The organism is Pseudomonas sp. Cab53 (assembly GCF_018325965.1).
GTDB classification, from domain to species: Bacteria; Pseudomonadota; Gammaproteobacteria; order Pseudomonadales; family Pseudomonadaceae; genus Aquipseudomonas; species Aquipseudomonas chlororaphis_E.
The window spans coordinates 1301654-1321939 of the sequence record NZ_AP021902.1; the positions used below are offsets into that span (position 1 = coordinate 1301654).

The 20286-nt window shown below is 62.4% G+C and carries 16 protein-coding genes and 2 tRNA genes; 5 read left to right on the forward strand and 13 right to left on the reverse strand.

The window, feature by feature from the left end; all coding sequences use genetic code 11:
* The first annotated feature begins 87 nt into the window (after positions 1-87).
* The gene (erdR, locus tag KI241_RS05635; RefSeq protein ID WP_042730779.1) at positions 88-741 is read left to right on the forward strand and encodes a response regulator transcription factor ErdR; all 654 of its coding nucleotides are present in this window, start codon (positions 88-90) and stop codon (positions 739-741) included.
* A 71-nt stretch (positions 742-812) separates the two neighbouring features.
* The gene (locus tag KI241_RS05640) at positions 813-1175 is read left to right on the forward strand and encodes a diacylglycerol kinase (protein ID WP_042730780.1); all 363 of its coding nucleotides are present in this window, start codon (positions 813-815) and stop codon (positions 1173-1175) included.
* A gap of 4 nt (positions 1176-1179) precedes the next feature.
* Here KI241_RS05640 and KI241_RS05645 read toward each other — a convergent pair whose 3' ends face one another.
* Complete coding sequence (locus KI241_RS05645) at positions 1180-2106, reverse strand: LysR family transcriptional regulator (protein WP_042730781.1); 927 nt, start codon at positions 2104-2106, stop codon at positions 1180-1182.
* A gap of 121 nt (positions 2107-2227) precedes the next feature.
* Between KI241_RS05645 and fpr the strand changes: the two genes are divergently transcribed.
* A complete protein-coding gene (gene fpr, locus KI241_RS05650) occupies positions 2228-3007 on the forward strand; it encodes a ferredoxin-NADP reductase (RefSeq protein WP_003198368.1) in 780 nt (259 codons plus the stop codon).
* A 201-nt stretch (positions 3008-3208) separates the two neighbouring features.
* On the opposite strand, the gene tsaA is transcribed toward fpr, so the two are convergent.
* The 5 genes from tsaA to rimO all read right to left on the reverse strand — a co-directional run bounded on the left by tsaA (position 3209) and on the right by rimO (position 7325).
* Positions 3209-3907 (reverse strand): tRNA (N6-threonylcarbamoyladenosine(37)-N6)-methyltransferase TrmO, encoded by a 699-nt coding sequence (gene tsaA, locus KI241_RS05655; protein WP_212803453.1) that lies wholly within the window; start codon positions 3905-3907, stop codon positions 3209-3211.
* 68 nt (positions 3908-3975) lie between these two features.
* On the reverse strand, positions 3976-4437 hold the full coding sequence (locus KI241_RS05660) for a DUF1456 family protein (protein WP_042730783.1): 462 nt from the start codon (positions 4435-4437) through the stop codon (positions 3976-3978).
* A gap of 56 nt (positions 4438-4493) precedes the next feature.
* Positions 4494-5204: an rRNA pseudouridine synthase gene (locus tag KI241_RS05665; protein ID WP_047736992.1), complete on the reverse strand. Its 711-nt coding sequence runs from the start codon at positions 5202-5204 to the stop codon at positions 4494-4496.
* Between the two features lie 82 nt (positions 5205-5286).
* The gene (locus tag KI241_RS05670) at positions 5287-5760 is read right to left on the reverse strand and encodes a GNAT family N-acetyltransferase (protein WP_047736990.1); all 474 of its coding nucleotides are present in this window, start codon (positions 5758-5760) and stop codon (positions 5287-5289) included.
* Between the two features lie 224 nt (positions 5761-5984).
* A complete protein-coding gene (rimO, locus tag KI241_RS05675) occupies positions 5985-7325 on the reverse strand; it encodes a 30S ribosomal protein S12 methylthiotransferase RimO (protein ID WP_212803454.1) in 1341 nt (446 codons plus the stop codon).
* Positions 7326-7600: 275 nt separating this feature from the next.
* Here rimO and KI241_RS05680 point away from each other — a divergent pair, with 275 nt between their 5' ends.
* Complete coding sequence (locus KI241_RS05680) at positions 7601-9502, forward strand: potassium transporter Kup (RefSeq protein ID WP_047736988.1); 1902 nt, start codon at positions 7601-7603, stop codon at positions 9500-9502.
* 292 nt (positions 9503-9794) lie between these two features.
* On the opposite strand, the gene KI241_RS05685 is transcribed toward KI241_RS05680, so the two are convergent.
* From KI241_RS05685 to KI241_RS05700, 4 genes are all read right to left on the reverse strand, one after another.
* On the reverse strand, positions 9795-11087 hold the full coding sequence (locus KI241_RS05685) for a virulence factor family protein (RefSeq protein WP_212803455.1): 1293 nt from the start codon (positions 11085-11087) through the stop codon (positions 9795-9797).
* Complete coding sequence (mprF, locus tag KI241_RS05690) at positions 11087-13729, reverse strand: bifunctional lysylphosphatidylglycerol flippase/synthetase MprF (protein WP_212803456.1); 2643 nt, start codon at positions 13727-13729, stop codon at positions 11087-11089. Before mprF ends, KI241_RS05685 begins: the two co-directional genes overlap by 1 nt.
* A gap of 151 nt (positions 13730-13880) precedes the next feature.
* Positions 13881-13957: transfer RNA gene (locus tag KI241_RS05695), tRNA-Met, on the reverse strand.
* 319 nt (positions 13958-14276) lie between these two features.
* A tRNA-Met gene (locus tag KI241_RS05700) sits at positions 14277-14353 on the reverse strand.
* 282 nt (positions 14354-14635) lie between these two features.
* On the opposite strand from KI241_RS05700, the gene dinB reads away from it, so the two are divergent.
* The gene (dinB, locus tag KI241_RS05705) at positions 14636-15697 is read left to right on the forward strand and encodes a DNA polymerase IV (RefSeq protein ID WP_212803457.1); all 1062 of its coding nucleotides are present in this window, start codon (positions 14636-14638) and stop codon (positions 15695-15697) included.
* 170 nt (positions 15698-15867) lie between these two features.
* Here dinB and KI241_RS05710 read toward each other — a convergent pair whose 3' ends face one another.
* The 3 genes from KI241_RS05710 to KI241_RS05720 all read right to left on the reverse strand — a co-directional run bounded on the left by KI241_RS05710 (position 15868) and on the right by KI241_RS05720 (position 20242).
* A complete protein-coding gene (locus KI241_RS05710; protein ID WP_042732362.1) occupies positions 15868-16821 on the reverse strand; it encodes a lipoprotein in 954 nt (317 codons plus the stop codon).
* A 17-nt stretch (positions 16822-16838) separates the two neighbouring features.
* On the reverse strand, positions 16839-18554 hold the full coding sequence (locus KI241_RS05715; RefSeq protein ID WP_042732363.1) for a proline--tRNA ligase: 1716 nt from the start codon (positions 18552-18554) through the stop codon (positions 16839-16841).
* Positions 18555-18682: 128 nt separating this feature from the next.
* Positions 18683-20242, reverse strand: coding sequence for an AmpG family muropeptide MFS transporter (locus KI241_RS05720; RefSeq protein ID WP_042732364.1), 1560 nt, complete (start codon positions 20240-20242; stop codon positions 18683-18685).
* Positions 20243-20286 lie beyond the last annotated feature (44 nt).

A 20286-nucleotide genomic window follows, 5' to 3' on the forward strand; every position in this document is an offset into this window, starting at 1 on the left:
GGCGCTTAATGTGCCCCTGTGGACTTGAGTTGTTTTGGCAGGGCGCGAATGCATCGGCCCGCCATTAAAAACAGGATCATTGAAAAAATGGCCACATACGAAATCCTGATTGCCGACGACCACCCGCTCTTTCGCAGCGCGTTGCGTCAGGCAGTGACCCTGGGCCTCGGCCCGGATGTCCGGTTGACGGAGGTGGCCAGTATCGCGGAGCTGGAAGCCCGGCTGACTGAAAAGGCTGACTGGGATCTCGTCCTGCTGGACCTGAACATGCCAGGTGCCTATGGTTTTTCAGGCTTGGTACTGTTGCGCGGCCAATACCCGCAGATTCCCGTGGTGATGGTTTCGGCCCAGGAAGAAGCTTCGGTGATGGTCAAGGCGCGCGAATTCGGGGCCAGTGGGTTCATTCCCAAGTCCAGTTCCCTGGAGATGATCCAGAAGGCCGTGAAGGCGGTGCTCGATGGCGATGTGTCCTGGCCATCGCAGGCATTCGAAGCGGTGAGCGTCTCCGAAGAGGCCAAGGCCGCCAGCGAGGGCCTGGCCAGCCTCACGCCACAGCAGTTCCGGGTATTGACCATGGTGTGCGAGGGGCTGCTGAACAAGCAGATCGCCTATGAGCTGAACGTGTCGGAGGCCACCATCAAGGCCCACGTCACGGCGATCTTTCGCAAGCTGAACGTGCGCACCCGGACCCAGGCGGCCTTGCTGTTGCAACAACTTGAGTCAATTTCGCCGCAGGCTTGAAGGACGGCTTCACGCTTTTTTGACCGGACTTGAATTAGCTTCTCCACTCCTTTTCGATCAGTGCCTACTCTATGTCACCTTTTAAAGGCCAAACCGGCCTGAAACGCATCCTCAACGCCTCCGGCTATTCCCTGGACGGGCTGCGCGCCGCGTTTGTCGGTGAAGCGGCTTTCCGTCAGTTGGTGCTGCTCAATGTCGTGCTGATCCCTTTGTCGTTCTTCCTGAACGTCAGCCGGGTCGAGCAGGCGCTGTTGATCGCGGTCTGCCTGTTGGCATTGATCGTGGAGCTGCTCAACTCGGCAGTGGAAGCGGCGATCGACCGCATTTCCCTGGAACTGCACCCCTTGTCGAAAAACGCCAAGGACATGGGCAGCGCTGCCCAACTCGTCGCCCTGACGATGATCGCCCTGGTGTGGGGCGTGATCCTGCTTTAACCCTTCAGGCAATGGCCGGCAGCACGATCTCGTCGCTGCGCTGGACCCCGGCGGTGAAGGCTCGGCACAGCTCCAGGAATTCACGCATGGCCGAGGTCTGGTACTTCTGCTTGTGCCAGATGAAGTAGAACTGCCTTGCCAGGTCCATGTCCGGGGTTTCCACGGCCACCAGGCTGCCACGGCGGAAGGCGTCGCGCAGGGCCAGGCGAGAAATGCAGCCGATGCCCAGGCCCGACTCCACGGCGCGCTTGATCGCCTCGGTGTGTTCCAGTTCCAGGCGAATGTTCAGCGCGCTGCGATGATGACGCATGGCCTGGTCGAAGGTCAGCCGCGTGCCCGACCCCTGTTCGCGCAATATCCACGCTTCGTGGGTCAGCTCCTCCATGCTCGCCTGACCGCGCTTGGCCAGGGGGTGCTGCGGCGCGCAGAACACCACCAGTTCATCCTCGACCCAGCTCTGCACCTCGATGTCCGGGTGGTTGCAATCGCCTTCGATTAGACCCAGATCAATTTCATAATGGGCCACTTGGTGCACGATATTGGCAGTGTTCTGCACATGCAGCTTCACCTGGCTTTCCGGATGACGCTGCATGAAGCCGCCGATCAGCAGGGTCGCCAGGTAATTGCCGATGGTCAGGGTCGCGCCGACCGCCAAGGAGCCGAAACCGGACTTGCCGTTGAGCAGGTCTTCGATCTCCTTGGCCTGGTCCAGCAGCGCTACGGCCTGGGGCAACAATTGTTTGCCGAGGGCGTTGAGGCTCAGGCGCTTGCCGGCGCGGTCGAACAGTTGGCAGCTCGATTGCCGCTCCAGTTCGGTGATGGAAGTGCTGGCCGCCGATTGCGACAGGTTGAGCAGGCCCGCAGCGCGAGACACGCTCTCTTGCTGGGCGACGGCGACGAAGACTTGAAGTTGACGTAGAGTAAATCGCATATCTATATAACCGATAACCCTTATCTTAATAATTCAGTTAACAGATATTGTCGTCGCCATTAGAATGCGATGCAATTGCGCACCTTGACGACGCAGGCAACATTCCCAGGAGTCCCCGTACATGAGCAACATGAACCACGAGCGTGTCCTCAGTGTTCATCACTGGAACGACACACTGTTCAGCTTCAAGTGCACCCGCGATCCGGGTCTGCGCTTCGAGAACGGTCAGTTCGTGATGATCGGCCTGCAGCAGCCCAACGGCCGCCCGCTTATGCGCGCTTACTCGATCGCCAGCCCGAACTGGGAAGAGCATCTCGAATTCTTCAGCATCAAGGTTCCCGACGGTCCGCTGACTTCCCAGTTGCAGCACCTGAAGGAAGGCGACGAGATCATCATCAGCAAGAAACCCACCGGCACCCTGGTGCTGGACGATCTCAAGCCTGGCAAGCATCTGTACCTGCTCAGCACCGGTACCGGCCTGGCGCCGTTCATGAGCGTCATCCAGGATCCGGAAACCTACGAGCGTTTCGAAAAGGTGATCCTGTGCCACGGCGTTCGCTACGTCAATGAAGTCGCCTACCGCGAATTCATCACCGAGCACTTGCCGCAGAACGAGTTCTTCGGCGAAGCGCTGCGCGAGAAGCTGATCTACTACCCGACCGTGACCCGCGAGCCGTTCGAGAACGAAGGCCGCCTGACCGACCTGATGCGCAGCGGCAAGCTGTTCCGGGACATCGGCCTGCCGCCGATCAACCCGCAGGACGACCGCGCCATGCTGTGCGGCAGCCCGAGCATGCTCGACGAGACCAGCGAAGTGCTCAACAGCTTCGGCCTGACCGTTTCGCCGCGTATGCGCGAGCCGGGTGATTATTTGATCGAGCGGGCGTTTGTAGAGAAGTAAGCTGTATTTGTGGAGCCTGATAGATCGCTATCGCGAGCAAGCTCGCTCCCACAGGGTTTGTGTTGAGTTATATTGGTGAACAACCCAGATCAAGTGTGGGAGCGAGCTTGCTCGCGATTGCAGCGACTCGATCCAACAGTTACCCGCAAAAAAGCCCGCGCCGCCTGATAAAGGCCGCGCGGGCTTTTTCGTTTCTGGTGTTTACGGTTCCGCCGGAACCACTTCCAACACCCGAATCAACCCCACCTGCGGGTAATGCCAACGAACGTCCAGGTCCCAGAATTGCGCGCCATATTCCCGTTCGGCGGTAGGCATCTGGTACGCCGGGCGCGGGTCTTGGGCCAGGCACTGCTCAATCAGCTCCACCAGGGGCTCTCCCAGACGCGTGGCGTGCTCGTGGGCTTGAAGCAGGGCAGTGTCCGCCCACTGCACTGGAATCAATTCAGGCGCCGCACTGGCGATGCCGTTGGACGCGCAGTCGATGATGTCGGCATAGGGCACGTAGGGCTTGATGTCCAGCACGGGAGTACCGTCCAGCAGGTCGATGCCCGAGATCCACAGGCGCCCGGCTTCTACCCGTTCCAGCTTCACCACCGACTGGCCGATGCCGTTGGGGCGATGGGTCGCACGGGTGGCGAACACGCCCATGGACTTGTTGCCACCCAGGCGCGGCGGGCGCACTTTCAATCGCGGCTTGTCTTCCAGGGCCTGGTGGAACAGGAACAGCAGCCAGACATGGCTGACCTGCTCCAGGCCCTGCACCGCATCCCCCTGGTCGAACGGCGCCACCAGCTCCAGCACGCCGCGTGCGGCGGGGGCCAGCTGCGGTTGCCGGGGGATGGCGAACTTCTCCTTGAAACAGGAGCGGACGAAGCCGATGGGGGAGACGTTATAGGTCATTGCGGCCTCAAGCTTCAAGTTCCAAGCTGCAAGTGAAAAGCTTGCAGCTTGAAGCTTGGAACTGTTGTTTAAGCTCTGACGCGCAGCGTCAGGCCCTTGAGGAAGTTGCGCAGCAACTGGTCGCCACACGGGCGGTAGTTGGTGTGGCCGAACTTGCGGAACAGCGCGCTCAGTTCCGGCTTGGAAACCGGGAAGTCGGCCGCCTTGAGGATGGCGTGCATGTCGTCTTCCTTCAGCTCGAAGGCCACTCGCAGCTTCTTGAGGATGATGTTGTTGGTCACCGGCACTTCGATCGGTTGCGGTGGACGGCTGTCGTCCTTGCCACGCTTGAAGATCACCAGGCCATCGAGGAAATGCGCCATGACCTCGTCAGGGCAGAACACGAAGCCTTCTTCCTCGTCTTTCTTGAGGTAGCCGGCCAGATCCGCCAGGGCCACTTCCAGGCCGCCGAGCTTGATGATCTCGATGACTTTCTTGTCGCTGATGTCGAGCATGTAGCGCACGCTGCGCAGTACGTCGTTGTGAATCATGTGTGCAATCCTGATCAATCGGCAGTGGGCGCCCGGCTCGGTGCGGCGCCGTAGAATTAGAACTTTTCTTTTGCGGACAGGTAACGCCATTGGCCCAGCGGCACCTTGCCGATGGACACGCCGCCGATGCGAATGCGGCGCATGGCGACCACCTTGAGGCCGACGGCCTGGCAGAACAGCGCGATCACGCCCGGTTGCGGGTTCTTCATGGCGAAGCGCAGACGGTTTTCGTTCTGCCAACTGGCCTTGACCGCCGGCAGCTCCTTGCCCTTGTAGGTCAGGCCATGGTTCAGGCGGTTGAGGCCGTGGGCGACCATCTCGCCTTCGACTTCCACTACGTATTCCTGTTCGATCTTGGCGGCATCGGCGGTGAGCTTGCGCAGGACTTTCCAATCCTGGGTGAACACCAGCAGCCCGCTGGCATTGGCTTGCAGGTCGGCGCTGGCGGTCAGGCGCAGGAAGTGGCCCTTGAGCGGCCGCTTGCCGAAGCGATGTTCTTCGCTCAGGGTCTGCGGTCCCAGGGATGCCATGGCGGTGTCGACGTCCAGGCCGGCGGGAACGTTCAGCAGCAGGGTGACCGGCTCCGGCGCGGTGGCCTTGGCCTCGGGGTCCAGTGCGACCTTTTCGGTGGTGACCTTGAACTGCGGTTCATCGATCACTTCACCGTCCACGGTGACCCAGCCGCCCTCGATGAACAGCTCAGCCTCGCGACGAGAACAGCCGACGAGTTCGATGAGGCGTTTGGAGAGACGAATCGGGTCAGTCATGACAGGGCCGTAACAAAAAGAGGGTGGGCATTGTACCTGCCTGGCGCCGGTTAATCGCGGGTCCATTTGCGCTGTGTGGCTTTTAGCCGCGTCGGGCCTTCAGGTCGGATTGCTTGTAGCGCATGTGCAGCAACGGGTAGGGCTGGTTCATGCCGTCCCGTTCCGAGCGGCCGATGACTTCGAAACCTTGCTTGAGATAGAAACCCAGGGCCTGGGGGTTCTGCTCGTTGACGTCCAGCTCGTCGGCGTTCAGGTGTTCCATGGCGTAGTGCAGCAATTGCTTGCCCAGGCCCTGGCCGCGGTGTTGCGGGTCGATGAAGAGCATTTCGATCTTGCCGGCCGCCACGCCGGCGAAGCCGGTAATCCGTTGGCGGGTGTCCCGGGTGCAAATGAGCATCACCGCGTCCAGGTAGCGGGTGAGCACCAGGTTCTTGAGCAACTCGATGTAGCTGTCCGGCAGGAAGTCATGGGTCGCGCGCACCGATGCCTCCCATACCTGGGTCAGTTCCTGGTAATCGCTGGATTTCGGTGTATGGATGACCGAATGCTGCCGCATGCCCGCCTGTTCCTTGTGCTGGATGACCTGATGTTCTCCATACGATAGCCGTAAAAAAGCCCCGCATCTTGTCGCAAGGGCGGGGCTTTTCAATTTTTACCGGGTTTCAAAAAATTGTGGGAGCGGGCTTGCCCGCGAAGGCGGTGTGTCAGTCGAAATGACGGTTAACTGATACGCCGCTTTCGCGAGCAAGCCCGCTCCCACAAGGTATTGCAGTGGCTCGATCAGTTGATCTGCTCAGCCCACAAGTCGTACTCATCGGCGTCGGTCACCTTGCACCAGACCTTGTCGCCTGGTTTGAGGTGGCTGCCGTTGTCGATGAAGACATTGCCGTCGATTTCCGGGGCGTCGAAGAAGCAGCGGCCCACGGCACCCTGTTCGTCGACTTCATCCACCAGCACTTCGATTTCACGGCCGATGCGCATTTGCAGGCGGGCCGAGCTGATGGCCTGCTGGTGCGCCATGAAGCGCTCCCAGCGGTCCTGCTTGACGTCGTCCGGCACCACGTCCAGGTTCAGGTCGTTGGCGGGCGCGCCTTCGACCGGGGAGTACTGGAAGCAGCCGACGCGGTCGAGCTGGGCTTCGGTCAGCCAATCCAGCAGGTACTGGAAGTCTTCTTCGGTTTCGCCGGGGAAGCCGACGATGAACGTGGAGCGGATGATCAGCTCCGGGCAGATTTCCCGCCAGTTCTTGATCCGGGCCAGGGTCTTGTCTTCGAACGCCGGGCGTTTCATGGCCTTGAGCACTTTCGGGCTGGCGTGCTGGAACGGGATGTCCAGGTACGGCAGGATCTTGCCGGCGGCCATCAGCGGGATCAGTTCGTCGACGTGCGGGTACGGGTAGACGTAATGCAGGCGAACCCAGACGCCGAGGGTGCTGAGGGCCTCGCACAGTTCGGTCATGCGGGCTTTCACCGGCGCGCCGTTCCAGAACCCGGTGCGGTACTTCACGTCGACGCCGTAGGCGCTGGTGTCCTGGGAAATCACCAGCAGTTCCTTGACGCCGGCCTTGACCAGGCGCTGGGCTTCATCGAGCACGTCGCCCACCGGGCGGCTCACCAGCTTGCCGCGCATCGACGGGATGATGCAGAAGCTGCAGCTGTGGTTGCAGCCTTCGGAAATCTTCAGGTAGGCATAGTGGCGCGGGGTCAGCTTGATGCCTTGCGGCGGCACCAGGTCGATCAGCGGGTTATGGTCCTGTTTCGGGGGCACCACCTCGTGCACGGCGTTGACCACCTGCTCGTACTGCTGCGGGCCGGTCACCGCCAGCACGCTGGGGTGCACTTCGCGGATGTTGCCTTCTTCCACGCCCATGCAGCCGGTGACGATGACTTTGCCGTTTTCCTTGATGGCTTCGCCGATCACTTCCAGGGACTCGGCCTTGGCCGAATCGATGAAGCCACAAGTGTTGACCACTACCACGTCGGCGTCCTGGTACGTGGACACAACGTCATAGCCTTCCATGCGCAGTTGGGTCAGGATGCGCTCGGAGTCGACCAGAGCCTTTGGGCAACCCAGGGATACGAAGCCAACCTTCGGGTTGGCTGGCGCGGTAGTGGTGGACATGTCTAACCTCGGTGTAGGGGGGATCGTCTCTTGCCGAGACAGGACGCCTGACGCGCCTCTGATCAAAAAGTGCGCAATTCTAGCGGTGGACGAGGCCGTTGACCAGCTTTATACCGGGAAAAACGACGAGTGCTGCGCTATGCTTCGCGCCTTTGCGCTTTACCGGTTTTTACAGTCAACAAAACACCTGTTACGAGATGTTAAACAGTGCATGCTGCGTCAGGTAGCAGAGTGCTTTCGTTCAAGCAGACAGGTCTGGGAATCAGGAGTGTTGGATGGGTCATGCAAGTAGTCAGGCGGCGGGTGCCGAGCATTCGGCAGCGAAGCCGCTGAGCATGCTGGTGGCGGCGGTCGGAGTGGTTTATGGCGACATCGGCACAAGTCCCTTGTACACCCTCAAAGAAGTGTTTTCCGGCGGCTACGGCGTGGCGGTCAACCATGACGGCGTGCTGGGCATCCTGTCGTTGATCTTCTGGTCGCTGATCTGGGTCGTGTCGATCAAGTACATGATGTTCGTCCTGCGGGCCGACAACCAGGGCGAGGGTGGGATCATGGCGCTCACTGCCCTGGCACGGCGGGCCGCAGCGGGGCGGGCGCGGTTGCGGACCTTTCTGGTGATCTGCGGCCTGATCGGCGCAGCGCTGTTCTACGGCGACAGCATGATCACCCCGGCGATCTCCGTGCTCTCGGCGATCGAAGGCCTTGGCCTGGCGTTCGAGGGCATCGACCACTGGGTGGTGCCGCTGTCGTTGGTGGTGCTGGTGGGGCTTTTCATTATCCAGCGTCACGGTACGGCGCGGATCGGCATCCTGTTCGGCCCGATCATGGTGACCTGGTTCCTGGTGCTCGGCGCCCTGGGGGTCTATGGCATCAGCCAGCACCCGGAAGTGCTGCAGGCGGTGAACCCGGCCTGGGCCGTGCGTTTCTTCCTCGTGCATCCCGGCATGGGCGTGGCAATCCTCGGTGCCGTGGTGCTGGCGCTGACCGGCGCCGAAGCGCTATACGCCGACATGGGCCATTTCGGTCGCAAACCGATCGCACGCGCCTGGTTCATCCTGGTGCTGCCGGCGCTGGTGCTCAACTACTTCGGTCAGGGTGCATTGCTGCTGGGCGACCCGGAAGCGGCGCGCAACCCGTTCTACCTGTTGGCGCCAAGCTGGGCGTTGATCCCGTTGGTGGGCCTGTCGACCCTGGCCACGGTGATCGCTTCGCAAGCCGTGATTTCCGGGGCGTTTTCCCTGACGCGCCAGGCGATCCAGCTCGGCTACATCCCGCGCATGTACATCCAGCACACCTCCAGCGCCGAACAAGGCCAGATCTACATCGGCGCGGTGAACTGGTCGCTGATGGTGGGCGTGGTCCTGCTGGTGCTGGGCTTCGAGTCCTCCGGTGCCCTGGCCTCGGCCTATGGCGTGGCGGTGACCGGCACCATGTTGATGACCACGATCCTGGTCTCGGCCGTGATGCTGTTGTTGTGGAAGTGGCCACCGCTGTTGGCGGTGCCGGTGTTGCTCGGTTTTCTCCTGGTGGACGGCCTGTATTTTGCCGCCAACGTGCCGAAGATCATCCAGGGCGGCGCCTTCCCGGTTGTTGCCGGTATTGCCCTGTTCGTGCTGATGACCACCTGGAAGCGCGGCAAGCAGTTGCTGGTGGAGCGTCTGGACGAAGGCGCGCTGCCGTTGCCGATCTTCATCAGCAGCATCCGCGTGCAGCCACCGCACCGTGTGCAGGGCACCGCCGTGTTCCTGACCGCGCGGTCCGACGCGGTGCCCCATGCGCTGTTGCACAACCTGCTGCATAACCAGGTGCTGCACGAGCAGGTGGTGTTGCTGACGGTGGTCTACGAAGACATTCCCCGGGTTCCGCCGCAACGGCGCTTCGAGGTCGATGCCTATGGTGAAGGGTTCTTCCGGGTGATCCTGCACTTTGGCTTCACCGACGAGCCGGATGTGCCGCTGGCGCTCAAGCTCTGCCATCTGGATGACCTGGACTTCAGCCCGATGCGCACCACCTACTTCCTCAGCCGCGAGACGGTCATCGCCTCCAAGCTCGAGGGCATGGCCCGCTGGCGCGAATTGCTGTTCGCCTTCTTGCTGAAGAACGCGAACGGCAACCTGCGCTTCTTCAACCTGCCGGTGAACCGGGTGATCGAGCTGGGGACGCAGGTCGAGATGTAGCTCCGATCCACAATAAGCCCCCGTTGTCTTGCGGCCGCGGGGGCTTTTTTGTGGACGCTGTGACGAACTGTTTTATCAGGACAAAGATGTACTTTTGTGATGAGGAGGTTTATCTGTGGCGAGGGGATTTATCCCCGTTGGGTTGCGAAGCAACCCTCAATGTCGGCGAAAAACAAGCGAGTGCTTTGCACTCGGACGGGGATAAATCCCCTCGCCACAAAAGCATGCGCTATATATAAAAAGCCCTTGCGGTCCTAAGACAGCAAGGGCTTTTTTGTCGGGCTCGATCAGCTCACTGCTCGGACGTCGTCGCGTTCTGGCGCTTGTTGATCTCGTCGATCAGCCGCTTGGCCAGGGCCGGGTAGTTCTCGTCGAAGTGATGGCCACCAGGCAGCTTGATGGCTTCGCCCACGGCGGTCTTGTCGGTGCAGCCACTTTCGTCGGCTTCTTCGCCACCGTAGATGCACACCACTTTCTCGGCCGGCAGCTTGGCCATTTCCGGGCCGGTGGCGGCTTCGGTGCCGGCGTTGCCAAGCCAGCCCTCGACCTCGATCTCGAAACTGCCGGTGCGGGCGAAGGCCAGCAGGATAATCGCATCGACCCGCTGCTGCTCGGTGGCTGGCAGACGATTGTAGATCGCCGGCAGCACGTCGGCGCCAAAGGAATAGCCGGTGAGGATGAAACGCTTGGTGCCCCAGATCTGGCGGTAATGCTGCATCAGCTCGGCGAGGTCCGCCGCGCTCTGCTCGGGGCTCTTGTGCTGCCAGTAGTAACGCAGGGTATCGATGCCGACCACCGGGTAGCCGATCTTGGCCATTTCATCGGCCACGTCGCGGTCCAGGTCGCGCCAGCCGCCGTCGCCGGAAAGGAACAGGGTCACGGTGTCCCGTGCCTGGCTGGCGGGCACTTCGACCACCGGGATGGCCAGGCCACCTTTGCCCTTGTCGGCGCCGACCAGGATCTTGCGCAATTCGTTGTTCAGCACTTGCGGCAGGCTGATGTCGTAGTCGCTGATGCTGGTTTCGGCATTCTTCTGGTCCCGTACGAAACCGGCGCTGGTGTCGTCGGGGTTGTCGTTCCAGGCCACCAGCCAGTGACCGTGGGCCGCGCTTTTCGGCAGCAGGTGGGTGCAGCCGGGTTTTTCCAGGGCCAGGTCCACCGACACGGCCTTGACGTTGTCGTCCTTCTGCTCGGCCAGCCAGCGCCAGGCGAGCACGGCACCCGGGCCGATGCCGCTGACCAGCGTGGCCGGGCCTTGGAGCTCGCGCAGGCCCGCTTGCAAGGCACGCCCTTGCTGCATGCAGTCCTTGGGCAGGATCACCTGGACAATCTGGGCCGAGCCGCTGCGGCTGAGGGTCGTCAGTTGGCTGTCGCTGAGCTTCTGGTCTTCGTTGACCGCCACCAGCACCTGGGCACGGGGCTTGGTACCGGGGATGACCCGGGTCATGGCGGCGCCCTCGGCGGGCGTCAGTTGTTCCAGGGTGGGTTGTGGGGCAGGGCGGTTCCAGTACCAGTAACCGCCACCGAGAATCACCGCCAGCACCAGCAGGGCGGCCACTACGTATCGCCAGGAGCGTTGCATCATCAGCGTTTCACCAGTCCAGTCAGGCCGCCTGCAATCAGGGCGGCGGTATCGGCCAGGGCCACCAGCGGATCGAGTCCGGCGGGCACGGCCATGTAGCGAGGTTCCCAGTCAGGCTGGAATTTGTCTTTGAAGCGGCGCAGCCCCTGGAAGTTGTAGAGCTGCTCGCCGCGGCGGAACACCATCGAGCCCAGGCGCTGGGTCAGCGGCGCGCCACGACGCGGTTGCAGGCCCGACAGTGGGACCATGCCCAGGCTGAAACGGGCGAAATCATGGTTCTTATAATGCTGGATCAGGCCGACCATCATGAATTCCATGGTCAGTTTCGGTGCCTCGGGGTGAGCGCGCATCAGGTCGAGGCTGGCCAGTTCATGGCTGTGGGTTTCCAGCAGGTTGGCGAACGCCACCGGGCGACCCTCGAAGCGAATCACCGCGATGCGGAAATGCTTGAGGTAGTCGTCGCTGAAGCGACCCAGGGAGAAGCCCTTCTCGCGCACGTTCTTGCCGGTCAGCCAGGCATCGGAAATGACCTTGAGCTCATCCATCGGCGCCTGGCCCGGCTCGTGGATTTCCAGCGACAGGCCGTCGCGGCTGCCACGGTTCCAGGTGTAGCGCAGATCCTTCATCTCCTTGCCCTTGGCCTCGAGATCGAAGCGCTTGAGGTCGACGCGCGCTTCTTCACCGAGCTTGATCGCTGTCAGGCCGATGTCCATGTAGTAGGGCAGGTTTTCGGCGCGCACCTGATAGAACACCGGGCGGGCGTGGTGGATGTCGCACAGGTCGCGAAACTGCCAGATCATCTCGGCCCGTTGCTGGGTGGGGCCGATCGGGTCATACAACGCCACCAGGCTACGGCCGCGGCGCGCGTACATCAGGAACGCCGCGTCGTTGGGATGGAACAGCAGCGCCTTGTCGCCGGTCAGTGCCAGGCCGCCGTCGGGCTGTGACGAGGCCATGAGGATCGTCCTGGCGCGCTCCAGTTCTTCCGGGGTCGGCAAGTGGATCACCGGCCGTGCGGTGCGCAGCAGCCAGGTCAGGGACACCACCACCAGCAGCACCGCGGCCCCCAGCAGGGAGCGCAAACCGCGCGGGGCGTCGGCGTCGAGGGTGAACTGCCACCACAGTTGGTGGCTGTAGGGCACGTCCTGGTAGGCAAACAGCAGCAGCCAGATCGAGGCGCCGAGCACGCAGAGGCTGGCGATCAGGAACAGTGGCGAGAAGGGCAGCTCAGTCAGGCGACTGGGGCGATAGAACGAGCGCCGGAACACTGCCAGCAGGGCGGCGGTCAGGGTCAGCAACGTGGCTTCTTCCCAGTCGAACCCCTTGAGCAGCGAAAGCAGGGCACCCATCAGGAGCAACACGGTGGTCAGCATCCAGGCGGCGGACAGGCGCCGGCGCAGGCCTTGGGCGAGCAGCAGGCACAACACGCCCACCAGGCTGGCGCCAAAGTGCGAGGCATCCACCAGGCGATGGGGGATCAGGAAGCCGATGTGCTCCAGGCGGGTGTCGATCTCCGGGGTCACGCCGGAAAACAGCAGTACCACGCCCGACAGGAACACCAGCACCGCCAGGATCGGCGCGGCGAAGCCCGAGGCGGCGCGTAACGTCTGGCGCGTCTGGAACAGCCGTTGTGCCTCGTTGACCAGCAGCAGGACGCACGCCACCAGCATCGGCAGCAACACGTAGATCAGGCGATAGAGCAGCAGGGCGGCGGCCAACGGCGCGGCCCCCAGCTTGTCGGCGAACGCGGCCAGCAGGATGGCCTCGAACACGCCGACGCCACCCGGTACATGGCTGAGCACGCCGGCCGCCAGGGCCAGCAGGTACACCAGCAGGAACGCGCCGAACGGTGGCGCCTCGGGCAGCAACAGATACAGCACGGTGGCGGCCGCCGCGACATCCAGTGCGGTGATGACCAGTTGCAGGAAGGTCAGGCGGCGGCCCGGCAGGCGCAGGGTGCGGCGCCCGGCCTTGACCAGCAGGCTGTCGCGATGGGGCTGGCCTGGCAGGCGCCGACGATAGATGCCGATGGCCAGCACGCTGGTGAGCAGCAACACCGCCACGGAAATCGCGCCGAGCAGGGTGGCAGGCAGGCGCAGCGCGGCCGAGGCGGAGGGCAGGTCGCTGAGGGTGGCCAAGGCTGCCAGAGGCGGCAGTGCGCAACCCAGGGACAGGCTGGCGAACAGCGTCATGTGGGCGACGTCCGCTGCGCCCAGGCCATGGCGTGCGTACAGGCGGTAGCGAACCGAACCGCCCGACAACAACGACAGGCCAATCGCATTGCCGATGGCGAATGCGCTGAACCCGCCCAGGATCAGCGTCTGTGGAGGCAGCGTCACTCCCGCGTAGCGGCTCGCCGACCATTCGTAGCCCAGTAAAATGACGAAGCCGACCGCCGTGGCGGCGAAGGCTCCGAGCAGGGCCGGGCGAGGCACGTCCAGGATCGAGTCGTGCAACGCGTACAGATCGAGCTCGCTAAGCAAGTGGCGGCAGGCAATCAATGCAATCGCAAACAACAGCAGCGTGATGGCGAGACCGATAGGCTGACGGTACTGGCTGATCCGATCCAGCCAGCGCAATCGCTCGGCCTTGATCGGTTGTGTCGCGGTAACAGAGTCTTGCGGGTCAGACGAGTGGGCGCGCATCAATCACCTCTTGAGCTATGCGCGACAGGATGGGGGTATCCAGCCAAGTTACCAATCCCTGCGGCAGAAAATAATTACAAAAAATTTGTAATGTAGCCTTTTATAGCAGACACAAAAAAGGCCGCTCTTTCGAGCAGCCTTTCTTGATATTTGGTTGCGGGAGCCGGATTTGAACCGACGACCTTCGGGTTATGAGCCCGACGAGCTACCAGACTGCTCCATCCCGCGTCTGTGTGGCGGCATTCTACAGGCGAACGCCTGAGTGTCAACCGTTAAACGAGGTTAGGGTCAAACAAGTGGCCAGTTCCCATGCGATGCAGGTAAATGCGCGAAATCAAAAAGGAAATTTTCCTGCAGCCTGGGTTTCCAGGTCAGCCCAGTCCCTTGTGGGCGCGGGTTTGCTCACGAAGGTAGCGTGTCAGTCAGCGATGATGTCAACTGACGGTCCGCTTTCGCGAGCAAGCCCGCTCCCACAGGGAAGAGTACCCGCCTGCAAAACTAACAGGCACAAAAAAGGCCATTCTTTCGAATGACCTTTTTTGATGTTTGGTTGCGGGAGCCGGATTTGAACCGACGACCTTCGGGTTATGAGCCCGACGAGCTACCAGGCTGCTCCATCCCGCGTCTGTGAGGCGGCATTCTACAGGGGAACGCGTAGGTGTCAACCCCGACGTTCAAAAAATCTCTTCAGCTTCAAGCGCTTAGCCAGGCTGCGCGGACGCCGACCGCGCTGTGACGCAGGCCTGGCAAGGGCTCGCGCTCTATCGAGGCGTTTGTTGCGATTAAAAAAACACATTTATGTAGGGCTTTTCGAGTTCCGGCGAACGATCTTTCCGTACTACTGGTGCTATATACAGGTATGGGTGCGATACTGGTGGCCCGACTCGTCCCACGCTCCGCTTCGCTATGACGCAACGTAAGATCATCCACGTCGACTGTGACTGTTTCTATGCCGCCATCGAAATGCGCGACGACCCGTGGCTGGCCGGAAAACCCCTGGCGGTGGGCGGCTCGGCGGATCGGCGTGGGGTGATTGCCACCTGCAACTACGAAGCGCGAGCCTATGGCGTGCGCTCGGCGATGTCGTCCGGGCATGCCTTGAAGCTCTGCCCGGACCTCACCATCGTCAAGCCGCGCATGGATGCCTATCGCGAAGCGTCGAAGGAGATCCATACGATCTTCAGCGACTACACCGACCTGATCGAACCACTGTCGCTGGATGAGGCCTATCTGGACGTTTCCGCCAGCGCCCATTTCGGCGGCAGTGCCACCCGCATCGCCCAGGACATCCGGCGGCGTGTTTCCAATCAGTTGCACATCACGGTCTCTGCCGGTGTGGCACCGAACAAGTTCCTGGCCAAGATCGCCAGCGACTGGAAAAAGCCCAACGGGCTGTTCGTGATCACCCCCGACCAGGTCGAGGACTTCGTGTCGGCCCTGCCGGTGAGCAAGCTCCACGGAGTCGGCAAGGTCACCGCCGACAAGTTGAACAGGCTTGGCATCATGGATTGCCTGCACTTGCGTCAGTGGGACAAGCTGGCGCTGGTGCGCGAATTTGGCAGTTTCGGCGAGCGACTCTGGAGCCTGGCCCGTGGGATCGACGAGCGCCTGGTGCACAATGACAGCCGGCGGCAGTCCATCAGTGTGGAAAACACCTACGATGTCGACCTGCCTGATCTGGCGAGCTGCCTGGACAAGCTGCCCGAGCTGATGCAAACCCTCAGCGGCCGAATGGCCCGGATCGACAGCAGTTACCGCCCGGGCAAGCCGTTCGTCAAAGTCAAATTCCACGACTTCACCCAGACCACCCTCGAACAGGCCGGGGCAGGGCGGGATCTGGGCAGCTATCAACTGCTGCTGACCCAGGCCTTCAACCGTGGCGGCAAGCCGGTGCGGTTATTGGGGATAGGGGTGCGGCTGGAAGATTTGCGTGGAGGGTTCGAGCAGTTGGAGTTGTTTGAGCGGTGAGGTTGCCGAACAGAACAGCGCAGAGGCGCTTTTGTGGCGAGGGAGCTTGCTCCCGCTGGGCCGCGTAGCGGCCCTCAACCCGATCACCGGGATGTTTCAGATAAGTTGGGTCATCTGTTTTAGGGCTGCTGCGCAGCCCAGCGGGAGCGAGCTCCCTCGCCACAGAGAGGTCAATGGGCTCCGGGATCCGCAACCAGCCGGCCGCCATCCTTGGTCAGTGCCTTCATGAACTCGGTCTGCAGTTCCGGATCGTTGCGCGTCAGTTCGATCAGGCTCTGTTCCAGTTCGCTGGCTTCTTCTTCAAGCCCCAATTCCGACAGGCGCTTGACCCGATGCACCCACTGGCTCACCTCGTCGTCTTCCAGGTCGTCGTAGATCAGTGCATGCGCTTCCACCAGCTTGCTGCGCAACGTGCTGCTGATGCTCAGGGATGAGTCGGTATGGACCTCGTCCTGGGCGTCGGTCACGCTGATCTGCAACTTGCCGAACTGGCTCAGGTCCTGCTCGGCGAACGGGCTTTCCAGCAGGTTCAGGCGCAGCACGCCATTGCGGTCGGTGCTCAGCTCGAAGGTCTGCCGGGCGGCCTTGACCTCTACCGGACGTTCGCTCCAGGGCAGGCTCGAGTGCTCCGTGCGCTTGTCGCGCTGGACTTCGTCGATGCCCGCCAGGTTCTGCTGGGCGCGGCCGTGGGAGGGGACGTTCATGAACGGGTTGAGACCGGCGACACCGTAGCTGAGCCAGTCACGGGTCACGGTGTCCGGCAGGTTGCCCAGGGCGAACACGTTGACCACGTTCGCGCCGATACCAGCCACCACGGCCACCGCGCCCAGCGGGATCTCGTAGACCTCCCGCCAGGGTTGGTAAGGCGTATAGCGGTCGTAATGGCGCGTGACCTCGAACTCGGTGACTTCGAAGGTCTTCTGCTCATTGATGCGCACCCGACGCTGCGGCAGGTCGAGCACCTTGGGTTCGCCCACGTCGATCTGCAAGCTGTGGTCGAGCAATTTGCGCTCGACCCGCTCTTCGTGCTCGCTGCGTTGTGACATCTGGTTGGCACAGCCGCTGACCAGCAGGGCGCCGCACAGGGCGGCGCCACCGAGGCCTAAGGTGTTTCGCTTGAACATGACGTCTCTATCTGGTCTCAGCGGCGGATACGGGCCTGGAGGAAAGACAGCACGTCGGCGACCGGCAGCGCTTGCGGCTCGGCCTCGGTGCGGCTCTTGTATTCCAGGTTGCCTTCGGCCAGGCCGCGGTCGCTGACGACGATCCGGTGCGGGATGCCGATCAGTTCCATGTCCGCGAACTTGATGCCGGGGCTGGTTTTTTTGTCGCGATCATCCAGCAGCACTTCGAAGCCGGCAGCCGTCAGTTCGGCGTAGAGCTTGTCGGTGGCTTCGCGAACCAGGTCGGTCTCGTAGCGCAGCGGCACCAGGGCAATCTGGAAAGGCGCCAGTGTGTCGCTCCAGATGATCCCTTTGTCGTCGTTGTTCTGCTCGATGGCGGCGGCGACCACGCGGGACACGCCGATGCCGTAGCAACCCATTTCCAGGGTGACCGGCTTGCCGTTCTCGCCCAGCACTTCGCACTTCATCGCCTTGCTGTACTTGTTGCCCAGCTGGAAGATGTGCCCGACTTCGATGCCGCGCTTGATTTCCAGGGTGCCCTTGCCGTCCGGGCTCGGGTCGCCGGCCACGACGTTGCGCAGGTCGGCCACGGTGGGCACCGGCAGGTCGCGTTCCCAGTTCACGCCGAAATAGTGCTTGTCGTCCTGGTTGGCGCCGATGGCGAAGTCGCTCATCAGTTCAACCGAGCGGTCGATGATGATCGGCAGCGGCAGGTTCAGCGGGCCAAGGGAACCGGCACCGGCGCCGATGGCGTCGCGCAGTTCGGCCTCGGTGGCCATGACCAGCGGGCTGGCGACGCCTGGCTGGTTGGCGGCCTTGATTTCGTTCAGCTCGTGGTCGCCACGGACAATCAGGGCAATCAGCTTGCCGGCTTCTTCTGCCCGCACGATCAGGGTCTTGATGGTGCGTTCGATCGGCAGGTTGTAGCCTTCCACCAGTTGGGCGATGGTCTTGGCATTAGGCGTGTCCACCAGGCGCAAGTCTTCGCTCGGCGCGGCGCGGGAGGTTTCCCGTGGCACGGCTTCGGCTTTCTCGATGTTGGCGGCGTAGTCGGAGCCATTGCTGAAGACGATGTCGTCTTCACCAGACTCGGCCAGCACGTGGAACTCGTGGGAGCCGGCGCCGCCGATCGAGCCGTTGTCGGCTTCCACTGGGCGGAATTTCAGGCCCAGGCGGGTGAACACGTTGCAGTAGGCCTGGTGCATGCGGTCGTAGGTGACTTGCAGCGAAGCCAGGTCGGCGTGGAACGAATAGGCGTCCTTCATGATGAACTCGCGGCCGCGCATCAGGCCGAAGCGTGGGCGGATCTCATCGCGGAACTTGGTCTGGATCTGATACAGGTTGATGGGCAGCTGCTTGTAGCTGCTCAACTCGTTGCGCATCAGGTCGGTGATCACTTCTTCGTGGGTCGGGCCTGCACAGAAGTCGCGACCGTGACGGTCCTTGATGCGCAGCAGCTCAGGGCCATACTCTTCCCAGCGCCCCGATTCCTGCCACAGCTCGGCCGGTTGGGTGCTCGGCATCAACACTTCCAGAGAGCCGGCGGCGTCCATTTCTTCGCGGACGATGGCTTCGACCTTGCGCATGACCCGCAGGCCCATCGGCAGCCAGGTGTACAGGCCCGAGGCGAGTTTGCGGATCATGCCGGCACGCAGCATCAACTGATGGCTGATCACGACGGCGTCGGAAGGCGTTTCTTTCTGTGTGGCGAGCAAAAATTGACTGGTGCGCATGGTTGGCCGTTGTCGGTTGCTGAGACGAGAAGTGACGGAGCATTGTACGGGCGAGATGCCCTGGCGTACAGGCGCGTGGGCGGTCGCCGGGTGCAAACGCCGGTTTCAACGGCGTCTGCTGACGTTTCCTACGACTCTTGCGCCGGGCGGGTCGGCGTCGGCTCCGCGGCTGGCGCCGCCTGCTGGCGCCGGTTCTCCTGAAACCAGTGCAGGGCGATCAGCACCAAGGTCGGCACGCCGAGCAGGGCGGTGATCAGGAAGAAGGTGTGGTAGCCGAACTTCTCCACCATCACCCCCGAATAGCCCCCGATCAGGCGCGGCAGCAACAGCATGATCGAGCTGAGCAGGGCGTACTGGGTAGCGGAGAATTTCAGGTTGGTCAGGCTCGACAGGTAGGCGACGAAGGCCGAAGTCGCCAGGCCGGAACTGAAATTGTCCAGGGAGATGGTGACGATCAGCATCTTCAGGTTGGCGCCCATGTCGGTGAGCATCAGGAACAGGATGTTGGTGGCGGCCGACGCCACGCCGCCGATGAACAGGATCGGCAGGATGCCGAAACGGACGATCAGCAGGCCGCCCATGCCGGCGCCGACCAGGGTCATGATCAGGCCGAAGATCTTGCTGACGCTGGCGATCTGGTCCTTGGTGAAGCCCTGGTCGATGTAGAAGACGTTGGCCATGACCCCCATCACCGTGTCGGACATCCGGTAGGTCGCGATCAAGCCCAGCAGCAGCAAGGCCTGCCAGCGGTAGCGCAGGATGAAGTCGTTGACCGGCGTGAGCACGGGCGCCAGCCCGCGCCGGCCCATGGCCGACAGGCACAGGGAGGTCAGGATGATATAGAGGATGGCCCGCAGGAAGGCGCGGTCTTCGAGCAGCAGGTCGAGCAGGCTGACGCCCTCGAACAGCACGCTGGCAAAATCGGTGTTGTAGAGTTGGGTGAACATCGCCGGCACCGACACCAGCAAGATGATCAGCACGAACACCGACGCCAGTTGATGGGCAAAGGTGTAGCGCCCGGCTTGCAACTGGGTGCGCAACGGCACCGGCGGTTCGCGCATGAACAGCGAGGTGAGCAGCGCCGGCACCATCAGCACGCCGAACAGCAGGTAGGTGCCGGCCCAGGCCGAGTGCTTGTAGCTGAAGCCGGTGGAACCGAAGCCTTCGGCGAAGAACAGCGCGCCAGCGGTGGCCAGCAGCGCGGCGACGCGGTAGCCGGACATGTAGCTGGCGGCGAGGGCCGCCTGGCGGGTGTCGTCGGCGATCTCCAGGCGGTAAGCGTCGACGGCGATGTCCTGGGTGGCCGAGGCAAAGGCGACCAGCACCGCGATCGCGATCAGCCAGGACAGGTGTTTTTGTGGGTCGCAGAAGCCCATGCCCACCAGGCCCAGGATCACCAGTGCCTGGGAGAGCACCAGCCAGGAGCGGCGGCGCCCGAGCTTGCCCAGGAGCGGCAGGCGCCATTGGTCGAGCAGCGGCGACCAGACCCATTTGAAGGCGTACGCCAGGCCGATCAGGCTCGCGTAACCGATGGTTTCGCGAGCCACGCCGGCCTCGCGCAACCAGACCGAAAGCGTGGAAAACACCAGCATGTACGGCAAGCCGGCAGCGAAGCCAAGCAGCAACAGCACGAGCGTCGAGGGACTGGCATAGGCGGCGAGGGCGGCGCGCCAGGTTTTACGGGGCATGGGCTGGAGTCTGCCTCAAAAATTGCGAAAACAAAGCGCGCACT